The organism is Mesorhizobium sp. M2E.F.Ca.ET.209.01.1.1, assembly GCF_004010375.2.
Lineage (GTDB): Bacteria > Pseudomonadota > Alphaproteobacteria > Rhizobiales > Rhizobiaceae > Mesorhizobium.
On sequence record NZ_SADP02000010.1, the window covers coordinates 112553 to 133926 of the forward strand.

General features: G+C 64.5%; 20 protein-coding genes. 10 read left to right on the forward strand and 10 right to left on the reverse strand.

Features of this window, described 5'->3' with window-relative positions; all coding sequences use genetic code 11:
* Positions 1-22: 22 nt before the first annotated feature.
* The 4 genes from EN852_RS19365 (at position 23) to EN852_RS19385 (ending at position 4992) form a co-directional block, all read left to right on the forward strand.
* Positions 23-1249, forward strand: a complete 1227-nt coding sequence (locus EN852_RS19365) for a sugar ABC transporter substrate-binding protein (protein ID WP_127876486.1) — start codon at positions 23-25, stop codon at positions 1247-1249.
* A gap of 426 nt (positions 1250-1675) precedes the next feature.
* Positions 1676-2545 carry a sugar ABC transporter permease gene (locus EN852_RS19375; protein WP_127876487.1) on the forward strand — a complete coding sequence of 290 codons (870 nt, stop codon included), beginning with the start codon at positions 1676-1678 and terminating at the stop codon, positions 2543-2545.
* Positions 2542-3366, forward strand: coding sequence for a carbohydrate ABC transporter permease (locus tag EN852_RS19380; protein WP_127876488.1), 825 nt, complete (start codon positions 2542-2544; stop codon positions 3364-3366). The genes EN852_RS19375 and EN852_RS19380 overlap by 4 nt, the downstream gene beginning before the upstream one ends.
* Positions 3367-3447: 81 nt before the next feature.
* Complete coding sequence (locus EN852_RS19385; protein WP_127876489.1) at positions 3448-4992, forward strand: M81 family metallopeptidase; 1545 nt, start codon at positions 3448-3450, stop codon at positions 4990-4992.
* 117 nt (positions 4993-5109) lie between these two features.
* On the opposite strand, the gene EN852_RS19390 is transcribed toward EN852_RS19385, so the two are convergent.
* The 6 genes from EN852_RS19390 to EN852_RS19415 form a co-directional block, all read right to left on the reverse strand.
* Positions 5110-7164, reverse strand: a complete 2055-nt coding sequence (locus tag EN852_RS19390; RefSeq protein ID WP_127876490.1) for a M3 family metallopeptidase — start codon at positions 7162-7164, stop codon at positions 5110-5112.
* Positions 7165-7242: 78 nt separating this feature from the next.
* Positions 7243-7659 carry a nuclear transport factor 2 family protein gene (locus EN852_RS19395; RefSeq protein WP_127876491.1) on the reverse strand — a complete coding sequence of 139 codons (417 nt, stop codon included), beginning with the start codon at positions 7657-7659 and terminating at the stop codon, positions 7243-7245.
* 10 nt (positions 7660-7669) lie between these two features.
* Positions 7670-8311, reverse strand: coding sequence for a carbonic anhydrase (locus EN852_RS19400; RefSeq protein WP_127876492.1), 642 nt, complete (start codon positions 8309-8311; stop codon positions 7670-7672).
* A gap of 150 nt (positions 8312-8461) precedes the next feature.
* Entirely contained in the window at positions 8462-9229 is a 768-nt protein-coding gene (locus EN852_RS19405; RefSeq protein WP_127876493.1) for a DUF429 domain-containing protein, read from the reverse strand.
* The gene (gene pdxY / locus EN852_RS19410) at positions 9226-10110 is read right to left on the reverse strand and encodes a pyridoxal kinase PdxY (RefSeq protein WP_127876494.1); all 885 of its coding nucleotides are present in this window, start codon (positions 10108-10110) and stop codon (positions 9226-9228) included. Before pdxY ends, EN852_RS19405 begins: the two co-directional genes overlap by 4 nt.
* A gap of 12 nt (positions 10111-10122) precedes the next feature.
* Entirely contained in the window at positions 10123-10371 is a 249-nt protein-coding gene (locus EN852_RS19415) for a hypothetical protein (protein WP_127876495.1), read from the reverse strand.
* 208 nt (positions 10372-10579) lie between these two features.
* Here EN852_RS19415 and EN852_RS19420 point away from each other — a divergent pair, with 208 nt between their 5' ends.
* The 5 genes from EN852_RS19420 to ppa all read left to right on the forward strand — a co-directional run bounded on the left by EN852_RS19420 (position 10580) and on the right by ppa (position 14293).
* Complete coding sequence (locus tag EN852_RS19420) at positions 10580-11227, forward strand: LemA family protein (RefSeq protein ID WP_127876496.1); 648 nt, start codon at positions 10580-10582, stop codon at positions 11225-11227.
* Between the two features lie 203 nt (positions 11228-11430).
* Entirely contained in the window at positions 11431-12252 is an 822-nt protein-coding gene (locus EN852_RS19425) for a YgcG family protein (protein ID WP_246694329.1), read from the forward strand.
* 5 nt (positions 12253-12257) lie between these two features.
* The gene (locus tag EN852_RS19430) at positions 12258-12896 is read left to right on the forward strand and encodes a TPM domain-containing protein (protein ID WP_127876498.1); all 639 of its coding nucleotides are present in this window, start codon (positions 12258-12260) and stop codon (positions 12894-12896) included.
* Positions 12897-13125: 229 nt separating this feature from the next.
* Positions 13126-13635, forward strand: coding sequence for a GNAT family N-acetyltransferase (locus EN852_RS19435; RefSeq protein ID WP_095816522.1), 510 nt, complete (start codon positions 13126-13128; stop codon positions 13633-13635).
* A 121-nt stretch (positions 13636-13756) separates the two neighbouring features.
* Positions 13757-14293 (forward strand): inorganic diphosphatase, encoded by a 537-nt coding sequence (ppa, locus tag EN852_RS19440; RefSeq protein WP_127876499.1) that lies wholly within the window; start codon positions 13757-13759, stop codon positions 14291-14293.
* Here ppa and EN852_RS19445 read toward each other — a convergent pair.
* Genes EN852_RS19445 through EN852_RS19460 form a run of 4 tightly spaced genes read right to left on the reverse strand, consistent with a single transcriptional unit; the run spans position 14290 to position 18745 of the window.
* Entirely contained in the window at positions 14290-15237 is a 948-nt protein-coding gene (locus tag EN852_RS19445) for an ABC transporter permease (protein ID WP_127876500.1), read from the reverse strand. The two genes, ppa and EN852_RS19445, sit on opposite strands and share 4 nt — an antisense overlap.
* A 3-nt stretch (positions 15238-15240) precedes the next feature.
* Positions 15241-16218, reverse strand: a complete 978-nt coding sequence (locus tag EN852_RS19450) for an ABC transporter permease (RefSeq protein ID WP_127876501.1) — start codon at positions 16216-16218, stop codon at positions 15241-15243.
* 1 nt (position 16219) lies between these two features.
* Positions 16220-17683, reverse strand: a complete 1464-nt coding sequence (locus tag EN852_RS19455) for a sugar ABC transporter ATP-binding protein (protein ID WP_127876502.1) — start codon at positions 17681-17683, stop codon at positions 16220-16222.
* Between the two features lie 48 nt (positions 17684-17731).
* Positions 17732-18745, reverse strand: a complete 1014-nt coding sequence (locus EN852_RS19460; protein WP_127876503.1) for an ABC transporter substrate-binding protein — start codon at positions 18743-18745, stop codon at positions 17732-17734.
* A gap of 195 nt (positions 18746-18940) precedes the next feature.
* On the opposite strand from EN852_RS19460, the gene EN852_RS19465 reads away from it, so the two are divergent.
* Positions 18941-21358 (forward strand): glucan 1,4-alpha-glucosidase, encoded by a 2418-nt coding sequence (locus EN852_RS19465; RefSeq protein ID WP_127876504.1) that lies wholly within the window; start codon positions 18941-18943, stop codon positions 21356-21358.
* The last annotated feature ends 16 nt before the right edge of the window (positions 21359-21374 follow it).

Sequence of the window (21374 nt, forward strand, 5' to 3'; positions counted from 1 at the left end):
TGCATCAATGGGAGAAATCGAGATGAGCCTTGCGAAATGGACTGTCGGCCTGTTGGCCGGAATGAGCATGCTGGCTTTTGCAGCGCCGGCCGATGCCGGCGAGGTGCGCGTCACCGTCGCCGAATACAGCGCCAAGACCGGCCCCTATTTCGAAGCGGTGAAAAAGGAATTCGAGGCCGCCAATCCCGGCATCACCATCAAATATGAAGTGGTGCCGTGGGATGTGCTGTTGCAGAAGCTCACCACCGACATCACCGCCGGCACCAATGCCGACCTCTCGATCATTGGCACCCGCTGGCTGATCGATTTCGTCCAGCAGGATGTCGCCGAGCCGCTCGACAGCTACATCAAGCCCGAATTCAAGGACCGCTTCATCGACACCTTCCTGCAGCCCTCGATCATGAATGGCCACACCTATGGCCTGCCGATCGCCGCCTCGGCGCGCGCCATGTATTACAACAAGGAGCTGTTCGAGAAGGCCGGCATCGCCAAGCCGCCGGCGACCTGGACCGAACTGCAGGAAGACGCCCGCAAGATCAAGGCCGTCGGCGCCTTCGGCTACGGCCTGCAGGGCAAGGAGATCGAGACCGACGTCTATTACTACTATGCGATGTGGTCCTTCGGCACCGAGATCCTCAACAAGGACGGCACATCGGGCCTCGGAACGCCCGGCGCACTGGAAGCCGCCAAGCTCTACAAGTCGATGATCGACGAGGGCCTGACGGAACCGGGTGTCACCTCCAACAACCGCGAGGACGTGCAGAACCTGTTCAAGCAGGGCAAGGTCGGCATGATGATCACCGCGCCCTTCCTGTCCAACCAGATCAAGGAAGAAGCGCCCAACCTGAAATATGGCGTCGCCGCCATTCCCGCCGGCCCGACCGGCGCGCGCGGCACCTATGGCGTCACCGACTCGATCATCATGTTCAAGAATTCCAAGAACAAGGACGAGGCCTGGAAGCTGCTCGACTTCCTGTTCACCAAGGAGCAGCGCGCCAAGTTCACCCAAGGCGAAGGCTTCCTGCCGGTGAACAAGGAAGAGGCCAAGATGGACTATTACGTCAACAACGCTGATCTTGCCGCCTTTACAGCACTTCTGCCCGACGCCCGCTTCGCGCCGGTCATCCCGGGCTGGGAGGAGATCGCCCAGATCACCTCGGACGCCATGCAGAAGATCTATCTCGGCGGCGACCCCGAGGCCGGCCTGAAGGAAGCGGCGGCCAAGGCCAACGCGGTGTTCAAGAAATAAGGGCGTATCTCCCTGCGCCCGTGGCGCGCCCTACCCCCGCGGGGCGCGCCACACCTCTTAGAAGAGGCTGCAACGGCCGCGGAAATAGCTGAACCGATAGGGCGTTCACCTCGGACCAGAGGATAGATTGCCAAAGTCCGCGCCGCCCCTCATTGCCCTGCCGGGCATTTCTCCCCGTATAGTGACGGGGAGAAATGGCATGCTGCAGCGCTGGCGCATTGCCTGCCAGGTTGGCGATTGGCGAAATCGCCGGCGACAGCGTTCCTCTCCCCGTCACTATACGGGGAGAGGATGCCGGCAGGCAGGTGAGGGCAGCGCAGACGCTGGGAAAGAATTTGAACTGAGCCCTCAGAACGAACGCGTCGAGATTAGGCTAGCTGGCAAACTAGCGCTGCCGATGCCTCGCAACATGGTCCCAACCAGCCGATGCAAAATCGCTTCCTGCCCTATCTGCTGACGCTACCCAGCCTGCTCTTGGCGGCGGTGGTGATCTTCTGGCCGGTCTGGGACCTGATCCAGATATCGACGCATGACGTCAACCGCTTCGGTCAGTTGCGCGAGTTCAGCGGCCTTGCCAACTTCACCGAACTGTTCGCCGACCCAGATTTCGTCGCAGCACTTTGGCGCACCGGGCTCTGGACCGTGCTGGTGGTCGGCGGCGCGCTGCTTTTGTCGATCCCGGTGGCGATGATCCTCAACATGGATTTCTACGGACGCGGCCTCGCCCGCGTCATCATCATGCTGCCCTGGGCGGTGTCGCTGACGATGACGGCCGTGGTCTGGCGCTGGGCGCTCAACGGCGAAAGCGGCATGCTGAATTCGGCGCTGATGAAGCTCGGCCTGATCAGCCAGAACATCCAGTGGCTGGCCAGCGCCGAGACGGCCTTTCCGATGCAGGTGCTGATCGGCATTCTCGTCACGGTGCCGTTCACCACCACGATCTTCCTCGGCGGCCTGTCCTCGATCCCCGACGACCTCTACGAGGCGGCCGCGCTCGAAGGCGCGACGCATTTCCAGCAGTTCCGCGAGATCACCTTCCCGCTCCTGAAACCCTTCATCAACATCGCGATCGTGCTCAACACCATCTATGTCTTCAACTCCTTCCCGATCATCTGGGTGATGACGCAGGGCGGGCCGGCCAACTCGACCGACATATTGGTCACGCATCTCTACAAGCTCGCCTTCCGCATCGGCAAACTGGGCGAGGCTTCCGCCGTGTCGCTGGTGATGTTCGCGATCCTGCTCATCTTCACCATGATCTATGTGCGGCTTGCCATGCGGGAGCAGCGCGCATGACGCCGAAGCTGAAACGCACCTTCATCGCGTGGCTGCTGCTGGCCCCTTTGATCGTGGTGACGATCTTCCCCTTCGCCGTGATGTTCCTCACCGCCGTCAAGCCGCGCACCGAGGTGCTGACGCCGACCTGGTGGCCGAGCGAATTCCGCTGGGAGAATTTCGCCGACATGTGGGTGGCGACCGGTTTCGGCCAGGCGCTTCTGAATTCGCTTTATGTCTCCGCCTTGGCGACCATCGGCGCGATCCTGATCTCCGTGCCGGCGGCCTATGCCATGTCGCGCTTCCGTTTCGCCGGCTATGGCGCCTTCCGCCAGTTCCTGCTGATCTCGCAGATGATCTCGCCGATCGTGCTGGTGCTCGGCCTGTTTAGGCTGATGGCTGCCTGGGGCCTGGTCGAGTCGACCACGGCTCTCGGCTTCATCTACATGGCCTTCAACGTCGCCTTCACGGTGTGGATGCTGCAGAGCTATTTCGACACCATCCCGCGCGACCTCGAGGAGGCGGCCTGGATGGAAGGCGCCGGCCGCTGGCTGACCTTGCGCAAAGTGTTCCTGCCGCTCTGCCTGCCGGCGATCGCGGTGACGGCGATCTTCACCTTCATCAACGCCTGGAACGAGTTCGTGGTCGCGCTCACCATGCTGCGCAGCCAGGAAAGCTACACGCTGCCGATCCAGGTTTTCTCGCTGGTCGCCGGCCGCTATACGATCGAATGGCACCATGTCATGGCGGCCACGCTCTTGGCGACGCTGCCGGTGGCGATCCTCTTCATCTGGCTGCAGCGCTACCTCGTCCGGGGCCTTGCGCTCGGGGCCGTCAAATAGCAATCCCGGCAATTCCAGGAAAAATACGCAGCGGTTTTCGTTCCGGAATCGCGAAAAAACAAGAAAGTCTAGGGAGCGTTCATGCGCATCTTCACCGCCTCGCTGGCGACGGAAACCAACACCTTCTCGCCGGTCCCGACCGACCGGGCCTCCTTCGAGATGGCCTTCTATGCCGGCCCGGGAAAACATCCGGAGACGCCGACGCTGTGCTCCTCGCCGATCGTGGCGCTACGCAAGCGCGCTGCGAAGGACGGGCTGACCGTCATCGAAGGCACGGCGACCTGGGCCGAGCCCGGCGGCCTGGTGCAGCGGCAAACCTATGAAGCGCTACGCGACGAGATCCTTGGCCAGCTAAGGGAAGCGCTGCCGGTAGATGCCGTCATCCTCGGCCTGCACGGCGCCATGGTCGCGCAAGGCTATGACGATTGCGAAGGCGATCTGCTGGAGCGGGTGCGCGCCATCGTCGGCCCGGAAGTGGTGATCGCCTCCGAGTTCGATCCGCACAGCCATCTGACGCCGAAACGCGTCGCGGCTAGTGATGTGATGGCCTATTTCCTCGAATTTCCGCACACCGATTTCTACGAGCGCGGCGAGCATGTCGTCGAGCTCGGCCTCGCCGCGGCGCGTGGCGAGATCAGGCCGGTGATCTCGACCTTCGACTGCCGGATGATCCAGGTGCTGCCGACCAGCCGCGAGCCGATGCGCTCCTTCGTCGACAGGATCAAGGCGCTGCATGGCAAGGACGGTGTGCTCTCGGTCTCGGTCATCCACGGCTTCATGGCCGCCGACGTGCCGGAGATGGGCACGCGCATCCTGGTCGTCACCGACAATGACAAGGCAAAGGGCGACAAGCTCGCCGAGACGCTGGGCCGCGAGCTCTATGCAATGCGCGAACAGACGGCGATGACGATGCTCTCCGCCGCTGCGGGTATCGATCAGGCGCTAGCCGTGCGCGCGGAACGCCAGGACAGGCCGGTGGTGATAGCCGACATCTGGGACAATCCCGGCGGCGGCGTGCCGGGCGACGGCACCATCGTGCTGCGCGAGCTGCTCAAGCGCGGCGTAACCAAGGTCGGCGTGGCGACGATCTGGGACCCGATCGCGGTGACCTTCTGCCACGCCGCCGGCGAAGGCGCCGTCATCGACCTGCGCTTCGGCGGCAAGGCCGGCCCTCAGGCCGGCGAGCCGATCGATGCGCGCGTCACGGTGCTGAAGACGACCAACGAAGGCTGGCAAAGCTTCGGCCCGAGTCGCGTGACATTGGGGCCGTCAGCGGTGGTGCGCATCGAAGGCACCGAGGTCGACGTCATCCTGAACACCAACCGCACCCAGACCTTCGAGCCGGACGTCTTCTCCAACATCGGCATCGATCCGATGGGCAAGGATATCCTGCTGATCAAGTCGACAAACCATTTCTACGCCGGCTTCGCGCCGATCGCCGCCGAGATCATCTATGTCGCGGCGCCGAGCTCCTATCCGAGCAATCCGGTGAAGACGGATTACAGGAAGTTGAAGCGGGCTATATGGCCGCGGGTGGCTGATCCGTGGAAACAGCCAATCTCCCCCCTTGTGGCGGAGATGCCCGGCAGGGCAGAGGGGGGCGCGAAGGATCGCGACCTCGCGTAGCTTAGGTAACAAGTCCCAAGCGGGATGTCGGAGCGACTTGAGGGCCTGAAACGTCGGCGGGACAGCGCCCCCCTCTGGCCTGCCGGCCATCTCCCCCACAAGGGGGAGATCAGCCAATCACACCAATCCCCGCTTCACCATCATCGCGTCCGGCGACGGCATCTTGCCGCGAAACGCCGTGTAGAGCTCCTCAGGATCCTTCGAGCCACCCGCGGCATAGATGTTCTTGCGCAGCCGCTCGGCCAGCTCGGGGTTGAAGGCGTCGCCCGTCTCCTCGAAAGCCGAGAAGGCGTCGGCGTCGAGCACTTCCGACCACATGTAGGAATAATAGCCGGCTGAATATCCGTCGCCGGCGAAGACATGGCCGAAATGCGGGGTGCGGTGGCGCATTGCGATCGTGTCCGGCATATGCAGCTTTTCCAGCGTCTCGGCCTCGAAGCGAAGCGGATTGGTGGGCGCCTCAGGTCTTGCATGATAGGCCATGTCGATCAGCGCCGAGGCGGTGAACTCGACCGTGGCGAAGCCGGCGCCGAAGGTGCGGGCGGCGAGCATCTTGTCGAGCAGCGCCTTCGGCATCGGCTTGCCGGTCTTGACATGCAGCGCGTGCTTTTCCAGCACCGCCGGCACCGTCAGCCAATGCTCGTAGAGCTGCGAGGGCAGTTCGACGAAGTCGCGGCTGACGGAAGTGCCGGAAACCGACGGCCAGGTGACCTCGGTCAGCATGCCGTGCAGCGCGTGGCCGAACTCGTGGAACAGCGTCTTTGCCTCATCCACCGACAGCAGCGCTGCCTCGCCGGCCGGCGGCTTGGCGAAGTTCATGATGTTGTAGATCACCGGCTTGGAACCGTGACCGAGCTTGTAGCCGGACTTCAGCGCGCTCATCCAGGCGCCGGATCGCTTGGAGGGCCGCGCGAAATAGTCGGCCAGGAACAGGCCGCGCTCGCTGCCGTCGGCATTCTTCACCACGAACGCGCGGGCGTCCGGATGCCAGGCGGCGATGCCCTTCTTCTCCTCGAAGGTGATGCCGAACAGTTTCGTCGCGACATCGAAGCAGGCCTCGATGACGCGTTCGAGCTGCAGGTAAGGCTTCAGCTCCGCCTCGTCGAAGGCGAATTTCTCGGCGCGCAGCTTCTCCTGGTAGAAGCGCCAGTCCCAGGCGGCGAACTTCTCGTTGCTGCCGGCTTCAGTCGCGAGCCGTTCCAGCTCCTTCTGGTCGGCGGCGGCTTTTTCCAATGCCTTCTCCCACACCGGATCGAGCAGCTCGTGCACCGCCTTCGGGGTCTTCGCCATCGTGTCGTCGAGCTTCAGCGCCGCGAAGGAATCATAGCCCAGAAGCTTCGCCTTCTCGGCGCGCAGCTTCAGCATGTCGCGCACGACATCGGTGTTGTCGGAGGCGCCGCCATTCTGGCCGCGCATGATGAAAGCTTTGAACGCGATCTCGCGCAGGTCTCGGCGCTCCGAGAAGGTCGAGAACGGCTCGTAGATCGAGCGCGACAACGTCACCGCATAGCGGCCCTTCTGGCCGCGCATCTCGGCCGCCTCGGCCATGGCGCTCTTCAGAAAATCCGGCAGGCCGGCCAGATCGGCCTCGTCGAGGAACAGCGCCCAGTCGCGTTCATCGGCAAGCAAATTCTGGCCGAATTTGGTACCGAGCGAGGAAAGTTCCTCATTGATGGCCGCGAGCCGCTTCTTGCCTTCGGCGTCGAGCTTCGCGCCCGACCGGACAAAGCCCTTCCAGGTTTTTTCCAGAACGCGCAGCGTTTCGGCATCGAGCTTCAGGCTGTCGCGGCGCTGGTAGAGATCGTCGATGCGGGCAAACAGCTTCTCGTTCATCGAGATCGCCGAGAAATGCCGCGACATCTTCGGCGAAACCTCGCGTTCCATCGCCTGGATCGTGTCGTTGGTGTGGGCGCCGGCGCGGCACCAGAAGATCGACGAGACATGGTCGAGCGGCTCGCCGGCAAGCTCGAGCGCGGCCAGCGTGTTCTCGACGGTCGGCGTCTCGCTGTTGCCGGCGATCGCGTCGATCTCGGCCTGGTGCGCCGCGAGTGCCGCGTCGAAGACCGGACCGAAATCATTGTCGCCGATGCGCGAGAAATCCGGCAGGCCGAGCGGCCCCTGCCAGAGGGTCAGCGGATGGGCGGCGAGGTCGACGGCTTGTGAGGATGACATGAGCGATTCCGGTGAGGTGGATAGAGGCGGGCTGTGTCCGATGTAGGGCGATGCCGCGCGACGCGCAACACGGCGGGGTCAATAGCCGCTGCAATCCTGCGCTACCGCCGTCTGCGTGCTGGCGACGATGCGCCCGCCGACGACGGTGAAGGTCTCGCGCATCAGCATGTCATTATTCGGAAAATCGTAGCAGGCGAGCACAGTGGTCTCGCCGTTCTCGCTCTTTTCGATGCGGTGGCGGATCGCAGCACCCGCGACCGCGCGCTGCCATTCGTCGATCGAGGCGATGAAGTCCTCTTTGGTCTGGACAACGCCGATGTCGTCAAGCTTCATGCGGACATCGTCGGAAAGCAGGTCCGACAATTCGCTGCGGTCGGCGACCAGCAGCGCCGAATACCAGCGATCGATGATGGCGCCGTCATCGGCGCTGGCGCGGACGATCGACGTCACCAGCAGCGCCGCCGCGACAAAGATCCTCCACCAGCTCCGCCGCATCACGCCTCCGTTAAAGCTCCGGCCGTTCGAAGTCGCCGGTTTCCTTGTTCATCACCCACAGCTCCCCGGCCGAGATGTCGAACCATGCGCCGTAGAGCGAGAGCCTGCCCTTGCCTTCGAGGATGGAGACGCAGGGAAAGGTCCTGAGATTGGCGATGGAATAGCGAATGGAAATACGTTCCAGCGCCGTCTGGCGCTCGGTTGCCGTCATCATCGTGCTGGCGGCCACGGTCTCGGCGGCCGGAGCGATCAGGCTCATCCATTTGCCGATGAAATCGCCAGGCGACAGCGGCGCCGAGTTGGTGTCGAGCGCGGCGCGAATGCCGCCGCAGCGGCCGTGGCCCATCACCACGATGTTCTTCACCTTCAGGCTCTGCACGGCGAATTCGAGCGCGGCCGAGGTCGAGTGATACTCGCCGTCCGGCTCGTAGGGCGGCACCAGATTGGCGACATTGCGCAGCACGAAGAGCTCGCCGGGACCGGCATCGAAGATCGCTTCCGGCGCGGAGCGCGAATCGCAGCAGGCGACGATCATCGTCTCGGGCGCCTGGCCGTCGCGCGCCAGCGAGCGATAGCGGTCGCTTTCGGCAGGGTAGCGACCGCTCATGAAGTTGCGATAGCCGGCGAGGAGGTGCTCGGGGAGGTGAGGCATGGGCGGCTAAAGCCTTTCCGGGGGTTGGAGGCGGCAGCTCGGTGCGATCGAAAAAGCCTCTAGCGGCAAATGCAGGTCGCGGGCAATGCCGAATTGCGGATGGAAGCGTCGCAATCGCGTACCGCCAAAGGCTGCACGGCCGATTTCGCCTCAAGCCCAGATGGCAACAGGAATGCCGAAACGATCCAGCAGCGGCGGATCGGGCGACGGCCGCGCCTCGCCGCTGGCGATCCGCCCGGCAATCAGCATCATCGCCGCCGCGTCGAGGAAGTCGTCGCTCGCAGCACCCCGTGGCGGCGCCTGATCGAGGAAGCTTTTCTCATAGCCATGCCGGCAAAGCAGCGCCTTGCGCTCCTCCATGCCGGCCGGGTTGACCGCGCCCTTGATCTTCTTCGGCAGCGCCATCGCCGTGCCGCCATTCAGCCGGCAGAACGCCACTTCCGGATGCGATTCGAAGACGCGGCCGCGCAAATCCGGCTTTGCGATCAGCAAAGCGTCGATCTCGCGGATCTTCGAAAAGATGCCGAAGGCCTGGATGGAAACGCCGCGCGGCGGGTCGGAGGTCCCCATCGCCACCGCGCTTGACCGCCGGTGCGCTTCATACCAGGCCTCGATCGTGGTGAAATCGCTGGTGTCGGCATAGAGCGCCGCGCGCGAGGGGATGGCAAAGACGCTCGACTGCCTTGCCCCGAGCAGCGGCCGCACCAGCGCTTCCGGCCCGCGGCCGCCCTTGCGCGAAAAATCCGGCAGGCCGATCGGCATGTCGACGGCGATCGTGGCCTCCGGCAGCGCGTCGAGCAGCGCGTGAAAACTCGGAAAGACCGAGACGGAGGGCGCGGCGCCAGCTTCGCGATGGACGGCGATCCAGCCGGCCTTGCAGCCGTCCACGCCGGCCAGCGCGTGGCCGGCCGGTTTCACGCCCGCTTGTCCCGCCCGGGATGCAGGAGATGGCGCAGCTGCACCATCGCCATCGGGTGCGACAGACTCTGCGCGTCGGTTTCGAGCTGCAGCTCGTCGCCGCCGCGTTTCGCGGTGCGCGCGAGGATCTCGTAGACGGCCGCCGTGGTCGATTGCAGCGCCTTGACCGGCGCCTGGCCGGAGAGAATCCGCGCCAGATAGACCGCGGCCGTCAGGTCGCCGAGCCCATTCGGCGGCCTCTCGATCACACGGTGCTCGGCAAGCAGCGCCTGGCTGCCGTCGAGCAGGAAATTGCCGATGCCGCCCGCCATCATCGCGGGCGCCGAGGTCACCAGCATGGTAGAGGGCCCGGCATGAAGGGCGGCCGCCGTCACCGCCTTGATATCGGGCAGCGGCGCGCCCGCCATCCACTCCAGCTCATAGCGGTTGGGCGTCGCGATATCCGCGATCGGCATCAATTTGTCGCGCATGGCTGCGGCCGTCGCCTCCGGCACGTAGAGCCCGCCGGAATCGCCCATCACCGGGTCGCAGACGTAAAGCGCGGTCGGCGTCTTCTCCTTGACGGCGGCGACCAGCGAGGCGACGGCTTCCGCCTGGCCCGCCTCGCCGAGATAGCCCGACAGCACGGCTCGCACCTCGCCCAGCCAGGGCGCCAGCTCGAGGTCGGCCATCAGCGCCTTGAACTGGTCGAGCGGCGGCACGATGCGGGTTGCCCGGCTGTGCCCCGGATGCCAGGGCAGGATGACGGTCGGCACCGCCCAGACCGGAAAGCCCAGCGTCTCCAGCGCGAAGACCGCGGCGCGATTTCCCACCGAGCCGCGGGCGACATGGCTGGAGATGACGATGACCGCGCGCGGCGCGTCGTTTTTTTCTGCATTCATGGAATCTGAATCCTAGCCGCCACGTGTGGCGGCATACACCAGCCAGGCCAATAGCCCAATGGCAATGACGAAGCCGAGCGTTCGGCCAATGCGGGTTCCCCAATATTCGATGGGATCGGCGCGGTCCGTGTCGGCGGCGGTGACGCGGTCGCGCGCGTCCTTCGCCGCGCGGGCGATAAACGACGCGCCTGGGGACGTCTCCTGTTGCACGCGTTCGAGGATGCGGCGCGATTCGGCCTCGTCGTCCCGGCGCTCTGCCATGGCAATTGCCCTTTCCGGCCCGCAGCTTAGAGCAATTCCAGGGAAAGTGCGAAGCGGTTTTCCGCCCGGAATTGCGTCGACAAAAAAGATGACATCTTGTTCGCGCGACTATTCACGGTGGCACCGCAGCGGGCGTCATCAGCCGGACATTTTCTTGCGCGTGGATTGTGGTAATGCTTCGCCTGCAACTTCTGTCGAGGGACCATTCATGATTGCCGAGCGCCTCTCACCACCTTCCGCCTTCCGTATCCTGCCCGCCTTCCTGATGATGGCTTTCGTGCTGCCGCTGCTCGCCGGCTGCGGCTACAACACCATTCCGACGGCGGAAGAGAACGCCAGGGCGGCCTGGAGCGAGGTGCTCAACCAGTATCAGCGCCGCTCCGACCTGATCCCGAACCTGGTCGAGACGGTGAAGGGCTATGCCTCGCATGAAAAGGACACGCTCGACGCGGTTGTTCAGGCGCGCGCCAAGGCAACGCAGATCACGGTGACGCCCGAGACGCTGAAGGATCCCGAGGCGCTGAAGAAGTTCCAGGATGCCCAGGCCGGACTGACTAGCGCGCTGTCGCGGCTGATCGCGGTGTCGGAAGCCTATCCCGATCTCAAGGCCAACCAGAATTTTCTCGCGCTGCAGGCGCAGCTCGAAGGCACGGAGAACCGCATCGCGGTTGCGCGGCGCGACTACATCCAGGCGGTCAGGGACTACAATCTGACGCTGAAGACCTTCCCGTCCGTGCTGTGGGCGACCTTCTGGTTCCGCGGCAACGAGCCCTTCGCCAACTTCACCGTCGACGAGGACAAGATGCAGGTGCCGAAGGTGGATTTCGGCACGAGCACCACCAAGCAGGGCGGGTGAGAGCTTCGGCTGAGATTTGATCGAGCTTGCAGGCCTTGAGTTCCTTCACACCCCCCTCTGTCCTGCCGGACATCTCCCCCGCAAGGGGGGAGATCAGCCGTCATCTGCGCTTTCGCCAATTTTCGGCGTCTGAAGGAGAAGGCCGGCAACGAAGCTGCCAATCTCCCCCCTTGTGGGGGAGATGGCCGGCAGGCCAGAGGGGGGTGCCTCGCGCCTACCTCGCGTTTCTTGGCCTTCTTGCCGCTCTCCTCCTCCCCCTCGCCGCCTTCGGCGCCGACCTTCCTGCGCTGACCGGCCGCGTCGTCGACAATGCTGGCATCATCGATGCCGGCACCCGGGCGGCGCTGACGCAAAAACTCGCCGACTTCGAAACCAAGGGTTCCGACCAGATCGTCGTCGCCACCATCCCCAGCCTCGGCGGCGAAGAGATCGAACCTTACGCCAACCGGCTGTTCCGCTTCTGGAAGCTCGGCCAGGCCAAGGAAAACAACGGCGTGCTGCTCTTGGTGGCGCCGAACGACCGCAAGATGCGCATCGAGGTCGGCTATGGGCTGGAAGGCACGCTGACCGACCTGCACACCAAGCTGATCATCGAGAACGACATGGTGCCGGCCTTCCGCGCCGGCGATTTCTCCGGCGGCATCACCAAGGCCGTCGACGACATGATCATGGTGCTGGAGGGCAATCCGGAGGAGCTGGAGGCGCGCGGCAAGCGCAACGAGCAGGCCCCGTTCAACTCCGACGACCTTTTCTTCGCCATCTTCATCACCATCTGGGCGCTGATCTTCTTCGGCGGCATCGCGATGACGGTGCTGCCGCCGATCTTCGGCCAGAAGATCGGACCGGGCCGCTACCGCTGGCTCGGCATGACCTTCGATCAGAACCGGCGTTCCTCTTCGGGCGGCTGGTCGTCGGGTGGCGGCGGCTGGTCCTCAGGCGGCGGCGGAGGCTGGTCGTCGGGCGGCGGCGGGTTCTCCGGCGGCGGCGGCTCGTCCGGCGGCGGCGGTTCTTCAGGCAGCTGGTGAGCACCATGGCAACGCGACCGATCAGCGCCGAGGACCATGACCGAATCGCCGAGGCGATCCGGACGGCCGAGCTGAAGACCGACGGCGAGATCTATTGCGTCGTCGCCAGAGCCAGCGACGGCTACTTCTTTCCGGCCGCTTTCACCACGACGATCGGCCTGTTCATCGCCAGCCTCGCCGTCGCCTACGGGCTTGAAGGCTTGTGGCTGACCATCCGGCTGCCGCATTTCGTGCTGGCGCAGATGTTGGCGCTGGCTTCGGTGTTCGCCCTGCTCTGGTTCCTGCCCGCCTTTCGCATCCATTTCGTGCCGCGAAGGCTGCGCTATCAGGCCGCGCATGCCAATGCGATGAAGCAGTTCCTTGCCCGCAACGTCCATCGTACGAGCGCGCGCACGGGCGTGCTGATCTTCGTCTCCATCGCGGAGCGCTATGCCGAGGTCGTCGCCGACTCCGGCATCGACGCCAAGGTCGGCCAGCATGTCTGGGACGGCGTTGTGCGCGAGCTGACGAAACATGCCGGCGACAACCGCCTGGCCGACGGCTTCGTGAAAGCCATCGAATCGGTCGGCGCGGTGCTTGCCGAGCATTTCCCGGTCACCGAAGGCGACACCAACGAGCTCGACGACCATCTCGTCGAGATCTGAACGCTGTGTTGAGATTCCGGTCAGGCCGAGTCGAGAATGACAGCTTCCGAGAACCGGAGCGGATCGTACTTTTGAGTACGTGAGCACCGGAAGCGCAGGAAGTTGCCGTTCGCAGACCGGCATCACCTGAATATCAACACAGCGTACGGCTTTCGTCTGTGCGAAAGCCGTCCAAGGGCCGTGGCGGACTCTTTGCAATCGCCCGATGCGGGTTTATGGTTAACCAATCATGAACACGCTGACCATCGACATCCGGAAGGCAGAGCCGCGCGACGCCAGCGCCATCGCCGAGGTGCACCAGCAAGCCTGGCGCGGCGCTTATTCCGGCATCATCCCGCACCGCACGCTGACCTCGATGATCAACCGCCGCGGCGTCGACTGGTGGGCCAACGCGATTCGCCGCGCCGCTACCGTGCTGGTGGTCGAGATCGGCGGAACCGTCGCCGGCTATGCCACGATCGGCAAGAACCGCGCCCGCGAGCTCCGTCAGCAGGGCGAGATCTATGAGCTCTATCTGCGGCCGGAATATCAGGGCATCGGGCTCGGCAGCCGGCTGTTCAAGGCGGCCAAGGCCCGGCTGGCGGACCACGGCCTGCGCGGCCTTGTGGTCTGGGCGTTGGAAGACAACCACAACGCCTTGGCCTTCTACGCCGGCAATGGCGGCCGCGATATCGCCGAAGGCGTCGAGGTCTTCGAGCAGAGGGCGCTGAAGAAGGTCGCATTCGTCTGGAACGACTAGCATCCCTAAGTTACAGGCGATCACAAACTGTGCGCTTCCATTAGCGTCCGGCACTAATCGCCGCATTGCACCATGACGCTTCGCCCGCTATCGGTCTTGCAATCGAGAGAGGGATTTAGCCATGCGTATCGAAGCCGTGCCAATCGGGAAGAACCCGCCTGACGACATCAACGTCATCATCGAGGTGCCGATCGGCGGCGAGCCGATCAAATACGAGATGGACAAGGAGGCCGGCACCTTGTTCGTCGACCGCTTCCTGCACACCTCCATGCGCTATCCCGGCAATTACGGCTTCGTGCCGCACACGCTGTCGGGCGACGGCGACCCGATCGACGTCCTGGTCTGCAACACCCGCGCGCTAGTGCCGGGCTGCGTCATCAACGTGCGGCCGATCGGCGTGCTGATCATGGAAGACAATGCCGGCCAGGACGAGAAGGTGATCGCCGTCCCCTCGCCCAAGCTGACGCTACGCTACGAGAACGTCACCGAATACACCCATCTTCCGGAAATCACCCGCCAGCAGGTGCAGCACTTCTTCGAGCACTACAAGGATCTCGAGCCCGGCAAATGGGTCAAGATTGAGGGCTGGCACGATTCCAAATATGCCAAGAAGATGATCGTCGACGCGATCGCGCGGGCCAAGGCGGCTAAAGCTTAACGCACCGCCTTCTCGCCGCCGGCGGCGGTGATTACGCCCACGATGATCAACCCGGTCAGCACCAGCCGCACGCCGGCGCTGACGCCGAACGTGTTGAGCATGGTGAGCAGCAACACCAGGAACAGCCCAGCGCCCCAGACGCCGGGCACATTGGCCTTGCCGCCGGCGACCGAGGTGCCGCCGATGACGACGACCGCGATCGAGGCGAGCAGGTACTCATTGCCGATATCGACATTGGCGCCGCGGAAATAGCCGGCAAGCAGCGCCCCGTCGATGCCCCCCAGCGCGCCGCACAGCGTATAGGTCAGGAAGCGGATGCGGCCGACATGGACGCCGGCCAGCCATGCGGCGCGAATGTTCTGGCCGATCGCCAGCACCGAGCGGCCAAAGATCATGCGCTGCAACGCGAGCGCGGCGCCAATCGTGAACAGCACAGTCAGCATCGCCAGCACCGGAATGCCCAGCACCTGCCAGTTGGTGAAGTCGGCGAAACCCGGCGGCGGCTTGATCTGCAGGCCGCGGCCATAGCTGATGTCGACCGACTGGATGATGAAGCTCGCCGATAGCGTCGCGATGATCGGCGGGATGCGCAGCGCCCAGATCAAGAGATAGTTGATGGCGCCGATCGCCGCGCCGCAGGCAAGCGCCGCGAGCAGCCCGACGACGATCATCGAATCGCTGCCGCCCATCACCTTCATGGCGACGGCGCTTGCCAGGCCGATATTGGCCGGCAGCGACAGGTCGACATTGCCGGGTCCGAGCGTGATGACGAACATCTGACCGACACCGACGATAACGGTGAACACGGCGAGCGAGAGCGCCGCCGTGACCATGCCACCGGCGCCATAGCCGCCGGTGAAGGCGACCGTTGCCAGCCAGACGACCAGCGCGCCGACGAAGGACCAGATCCAGGGTTTTTCAAGCAGCGTCCGCACCGAGGTCATCGCCTACCGCTCCCTGCGGCTGATCAGCACCCGCGCGGCCAGCACGATGATCAGAATCGCGCCGTTGGCGGCGACCTGCCAGTCGGGCGGGATGTGCATGAAGGTCAAGAGCGGTGAAGCGGCCAACGCCAGCGTCAGCGCGCCGAGCACCGCGCCGATCGGCGACACGCGGCCGCCGACGAACTCGCCACCGCCCAGGATGACGCCGGCGATCGACAGCAGCGTGTAGCCATTGCCGATATTGGCGTCGGCCGAGGTGGTGATGCCGATCAGCGCCATGCCGGAAAGCAAGCCGAATAACCCTGTCAGCGCGAAGAGCATGATCTTGGTCTTGAGCAGCGACCAGCCGGCGCGCCGCAACGCCGCGGCATTGCCGCCGGAACCGCGCAGGATGACGCCGTAGGAGGTGCGCATCAGGCCGAAATGCACGACCGCCGCGATGATCAGCGCGGCAAGGATCGGGAATGGGATGTAAGGCGGCTTGAAGGACATGACCGAAAGCAGCCAGTCCGGCGCCTTGCCGCCGGGCTTGGGCAGAACCAGGATGGCAAGCCCCTGCCAGACGAAGCTCATGCCGAGCGTCACCACGATGGACGGCAGGTTGCGCAGATGGATCAGCGCGCCGAGCAGTGCGTAGACGCCAATCGAGCCGAGCAGCACGACAATGCCGATGAGCGGCGCGTCCCTCAGCCAGGTCGCGGTGACGCAGCCGACGAAGCCGACGAAGGTGCCGATCGAGAGATCCAGCTCATTGCCGGCGATGACGAACATCTGCGCGATCGTCGCCAGCGCGATCGGGATCGCCAGGTTGAGCATCAGGTTGAAGCCGAAATAGCTGATGGCGCGTGGGTTGAGCCAGGCAATCGCCATCAGCACCAGCGCCAGCGACAAAGCCGGCAAAAGACCGCGCAACAGGCGCGCCCGAGCGGCGCTGCCGCGTGGCGAGGATTTCGGGAGCGTGCCAGGAGCAATCGCGGTCATCTCAGGCCGCGTCGCCGAACGAGGACTGGATGATCTTTTCCTCCGTCAGCTCGTCGCGCCGCAGATTGGCGACGATGCGGCCGTTCTTGAACACGTAGACATGGTCGCAATTGTCGAGCTCTTCGGTTTCGGTCGTGTACCAGAGGAAGGTGCGGCCCTTGGCGGCCTCCTCGCGCACGAGGTCGTAGACTTCGAGCTTGGTGCCGATATCGACGCCGCGCATCGGGTCGTCCATCAGCACGATCTCGGCGTCGGAGCCGAGCGCGCGGGCAAACAGCGCCTTCTGCTGGTTCCCGCCCGACAGCGAATAGATGTTGTTGTTCATGTCGGGCGTGCGGATGCCGATCTTCTGCTTCCAGAATTCGGCGAGCTCGGCCTCGCGCTGCGGCGAGATCAAAAGGCCATTGCGCAACCGGGCCAACGAGCGGATGCCGATATTCTGCGCGATCGACCATTGCGAAAAGATGCCGTCCGACTGGCGGTCGCCGGCGACCAGCGCCACCGGCGCCGTCACCTCGATGCCGGCCTTGGCGCGCGAGGCGGCCGAGAAGGTCGCCAGCAAAAGGTCCGTCTGGCCATGGCCGGCAAGCCCTGCAAGGCCGATGATCTCGCCGGCGCGGGCGACAAGCTCCTTGCCGTCCTGCTGCCTGGCCGGGCGCGCGCGAACCCTGAGCGCGCCGGCCTCGGTTTTCCGGGTTTCGGCGGCGGCCTTCTGATGTCTTTCGGCGCCGCCCATGGCGGCGACGAGCTTGTCGCGGTCGAAGGCGCGGGCGGCATTGGCCGCGACCACCTTGCCGTCGCGCATCACCACGATGCGGTCGGCGTTCTGCAGCACCTCGCCCAGCACATGCGAGATCAGGATGCAGCTGCCGCCTGCCTCGACGAAGCGACGGACGAAGGAAAGCAGCTGGCCTGCGGTGTGCGCATCGAGCGAGGAGGTCGGCTCGTCGAGGATGACCAGATGCAGCGGCTCGCGGGTCAGCGTGAAGGCGCGCGCCACCTCGACCATCTGCCGCCGCCCGATCGACAGGTCACCGGCGATGTCGTCCGCCGAAATGCCGTGCTCCGGAAAGATCTCGTCGAGCTTGGCGCGGATGAGATCGGCCGCCCTACGCCGCCAGCCGAAGCCCTTGAGCGCGGGATGGTTGATGCGCGTGTTCTCGGCGATGCTGAGATTGGGACAGAGCGACAGTTCCTGGAACACGCAGCGTATACCGAGTTCGAGCGCACGGGCCACAGAATAGCTCGCCTCTTCGTTGCCGCGCACCGCGATCTGCCCGCCATCCGGCCGCAGCGTGCCGGCCACCATATGCATGAGCGTCGACTTGCCGGCGCCGTTATGCCCGACCAGCCCGACGCATTCGCCGGCGCCGACATGGAAGTCGACGCCGTTTAGAGCCCGAACGGCGCCGAAATGCTTTTCGGCGCCGTTCAGCCTGACGATGTCGGTGTTTGCCTTGAGCATGCTCAACGATACCCGGCTGGCGATGCGGCTGGCAAATTCACTCCGCCACTACTTGATGTTGGCCTTGATCGCCGCGATAGCCTCTTCCTGCGTGTATTCGTGCGTGGCAACGCCGCCTTCCTTGATCTTCGGCAGCGCGGCCTCGAAATCATCCTGGGTGAAGGCGAGATAGGGCACCAGGAGATCGTGCGGTATGTCCTTGTGGCCGTCGAGCACCTGCTGCGCCACCCAGAAGGCCAGCGTCGACACGCCGGGCGCGATCGAGGCCGACCAGGTCTTGTAGCCGTCCTTCTCCTTCTGCTCCTTCCACCACTTCAGCTCGTCCTGCCGGTTGCCCATGATGATGGTCGGGCGCGGCTTGCCGGCGGCGGCGAAGGCTTGCGCCGCGCCATAACCGTCGCCGCCCTGGTCGACGATGCCGACGACATCGGGGAGCGAAGGCAGGATGGTCGCCACCGCTTTTTGCGCCGTGGTCTGGTCCCAGTCGCCGGTCACCGATCCGACGATCTTGAACTCGGGATGGGCGGCGACGCCCTCGAGGATGCCGGCATGGATGGCATCGTCGATCGAGGTGCCGGCGAGGCCGCGGATTTCCAGCAGATTGCCGCCCTTGGGCTGGAACTTGGCCATCTGCTCGACTTCCTGCTTGCCCATGTCCTTGAAGTCGACGACGACGCGGTAGGCGCAGGGCTCGGTCACGATGCCGTCGAAGGAGACGACGACGATACCGGCATCGCAGGCCTGCTTGATGGCGCCGTTCAGCGCATCGGGTGAAGCCGCGTTGATGACGATGGCGTCGTAGCCCTGCAGGATGAGATTCTGCACCTGCGCCGCCTGGGTCGGCACCTCCTTATCGGCGGTGGTGAAGACGTCCGCCGCGGCGACGATCTTGTCTTCGACCGCCTTCTTGGTGACGATGCCGTAGCTGTCGAGCATCGCCTGGCGCCACGAATTGCCGGCATAGTTGTTGGAAAAGGCGATCTTCTTGCCGCTGGTGTCGGCAAGCGCTGTGCCCGAGGCGAGCATCGCCGCGAATGCACCTAGTACGAGCAGTTTCTTCATGTCGGTTCCTCCCGAGGTTGCTGGTCTTCACAGATGGTCGTAAGGCGAATTGCCTGTTTTTTATCTATTGTCAGACAAATTTAGAGGAACCGCAAGCTGTCAACTGCAAAGCTTGATGGGCCAGCGATCAACTTGCGGTGCGGCAATTGAAATGCCTCCGGCTGATGGTCTAGGAACGCGGCAGGAGGCCAATGCATGGCAGTGACGCCGATCGTTGCTAAAGGCGCGCCCGGAATACCCGCGCGATGGACGTCAAGCGCCAAGAGCGGCGTCGGAACCGCCCTTTCGGCAAGAAGCCCGCTCTGGTTCACCACCAGTCACGGCATCTTGAACGAGATTTACTATCCGCGCCTCGACAGCGCCTGCACGCGCGACCTGGGGCTGGTCGTCACCGGTTCCGGCGGTTATTTTTCCGAAGAGAAGCGCGATGCGGCCCATACGGTCGAACCTTTCGACGATGGGGTTCCTGGCTACCGACTGACCAACATCGCTTCCGACGGCGTCTACCGTATCGAAAAGCGAATCGTTACGGATTCGAAACGACCTGTCCTACTCCAAGAAACAAGTTTCACCGCGATCAAGGGCCAGGCCGCCGACTATCGCGTCTACGCGCTGCTTGCGCCGCATCTCGTCAATGCCGGTATGGGCAACACGGCCTGGATCGGGGAGCATAAGGGACAGCGCCTTCTCTTTGCCACCGGCCGCGGCGTTTCACTGGCGCTTGCCTCGTCCTTGCCCTGGGGCAACTGTTCGGCGGGCTATGTCGGCTTTTCCGACGGCTGGCGGCAGCTGCGCGACAGCGGCGCGCTCGACCCGTCCTGCCAGGCGGCCGAAAACGGCAATGTCGCGCTCACCGGCGAAATCGGCTTTGCGGTCGGCAGGAAGGTTGCCTTGCTGGCGCTCGGCTTCGGCGTTTCACCGCAAGAAGCCGCCGACCTCGCGCTTGCAGGCCTGAAAGAGGGTTTCGAGCCGGCTGCGAAAACCTATGTAGAGAATTGGCGGAAATTCCAGGCGGGGTTGGAAAAGCTCGACCGTCGCGGCGCTTCCGGTCTGAACACCTACCGCGCCAGCACGGCAGTGCTGGCGACGCATCTGTCGGTCGCCAGGCCCGGCGCCGCGGTCGCCAGCCTGTCGATCCCCTGGGGCTTCAACAAGGGCGACGACGACCTCGGCGGCTATCACCTCGTCTGGCCGCGCGACCTGGTCGAGACGGCGGGCGGCTTCCTTGCGGCTGGTGATGGTAAGCAAGCGCTGCAGATCCTCACCTATCTGCGATCGATCCAGCAGCCGGACGGCCACTGGCCGCAGAATGTCTGGTCCGACGGCACCGCCTATTGGCCCGGCATCCAGATGGACGAATGCGCCTTTCCGCTGCTGCTGGCCGACGCCTTGCGCCGCGCCGGCCATCTGCCGAAGTCGAAACTCGCCGACTTCCTGGGCATGATCGAGAACGCGGCCGCCTATGTCGTGCGCAACGGTCCGGTCACCGGCGAGGACCGCTGGGAAGAGGACGCCGGCTACAGCCCGTTCACGCTGGCCGTGGAGATAGCGGGGCTGCTCGCCGCGGCCGACATGCTCGAAGCCTGCGGTAAAAGTGAGCCGGCGAACTATCTGCGCGAGACCGCCGATTGCTGGAACGATCAGATCGAGCGCTGGACCTACGTCACCGGCACGGAGGTAAGCGCCAAGGCGGGGGTCGAGGGCTACTATGTCCGCATCGCCCCGCCCGACGACGGCGGCGCCGCCTCGCCGAAGGACGGCTTCGTGCCGATCAAGAACCGGCCGCCGGCCGATACGGACAAGCCGGCCGAAGCCATCATCAGCCCGGACGCGCTGGCGCTGGTCCGTTTCGGGCTCAGAGCCGCGGATGACCCGCGCATCCTGAACACCGTCAGGGCAATCGACGCCGAGCTGCGCTGCGAGCTGCCGCAAGGGCCGCTCTGGTACCGCTATAGTGACGACGGCTATGGCGAGCACGAGGACGGCTCGCCCTTCGACGGCACCGGCCGGGGGCGGCCATGGCCGCTGCTTGCCGGCGAGCGCGCCCATTACGAGTTGGCCGCCGGCCGCAAGGACAGAGCCACGCAGCTGCTTGAGACTTTCGAGCGCTCGGCCGGCGTGGGCGACCTTCTGCCGGAGCAAGTCTGGGATCGACCCGACATACCGGACCGCGAGCTTTGGCTTGGCAAGCCGTCGGGCAGCGCCATGCCGCTGGTCTGGGCGCATGCCGAGCACATCAAGCTGCTGCGATCGCTGCGCGACGGCGCCGTCTTCGACCTGCCGCCGCAAGGCGTCGAGCGCTACATCAAGCGAAAGACCGTTGCGCCATTCAGGACGTGGCGCTTCAACAACAAGATCCGTTCCATCCCCGCCGGCAAGGCGCTGCGCGTCGAATTGTCGACGCCCGGTATCGTCCATTGGAGCAGCGACAAATGGCTGACGGTGCAGGACAGCAGGACGGTCGAAAACGCGTTCGGCATCCATCTGGTGGATTTGCCCGTTGACCGCCTGCAACCGGGAACCACCATCGTCTTCACTTTTTTCTGGCCGGAAGCGATGCATTGGGAGAATGTCGACTTCACCGTCGCGATCGACCAGCCAAACGGCCAGTGAATTCTTCTTTCCTCAA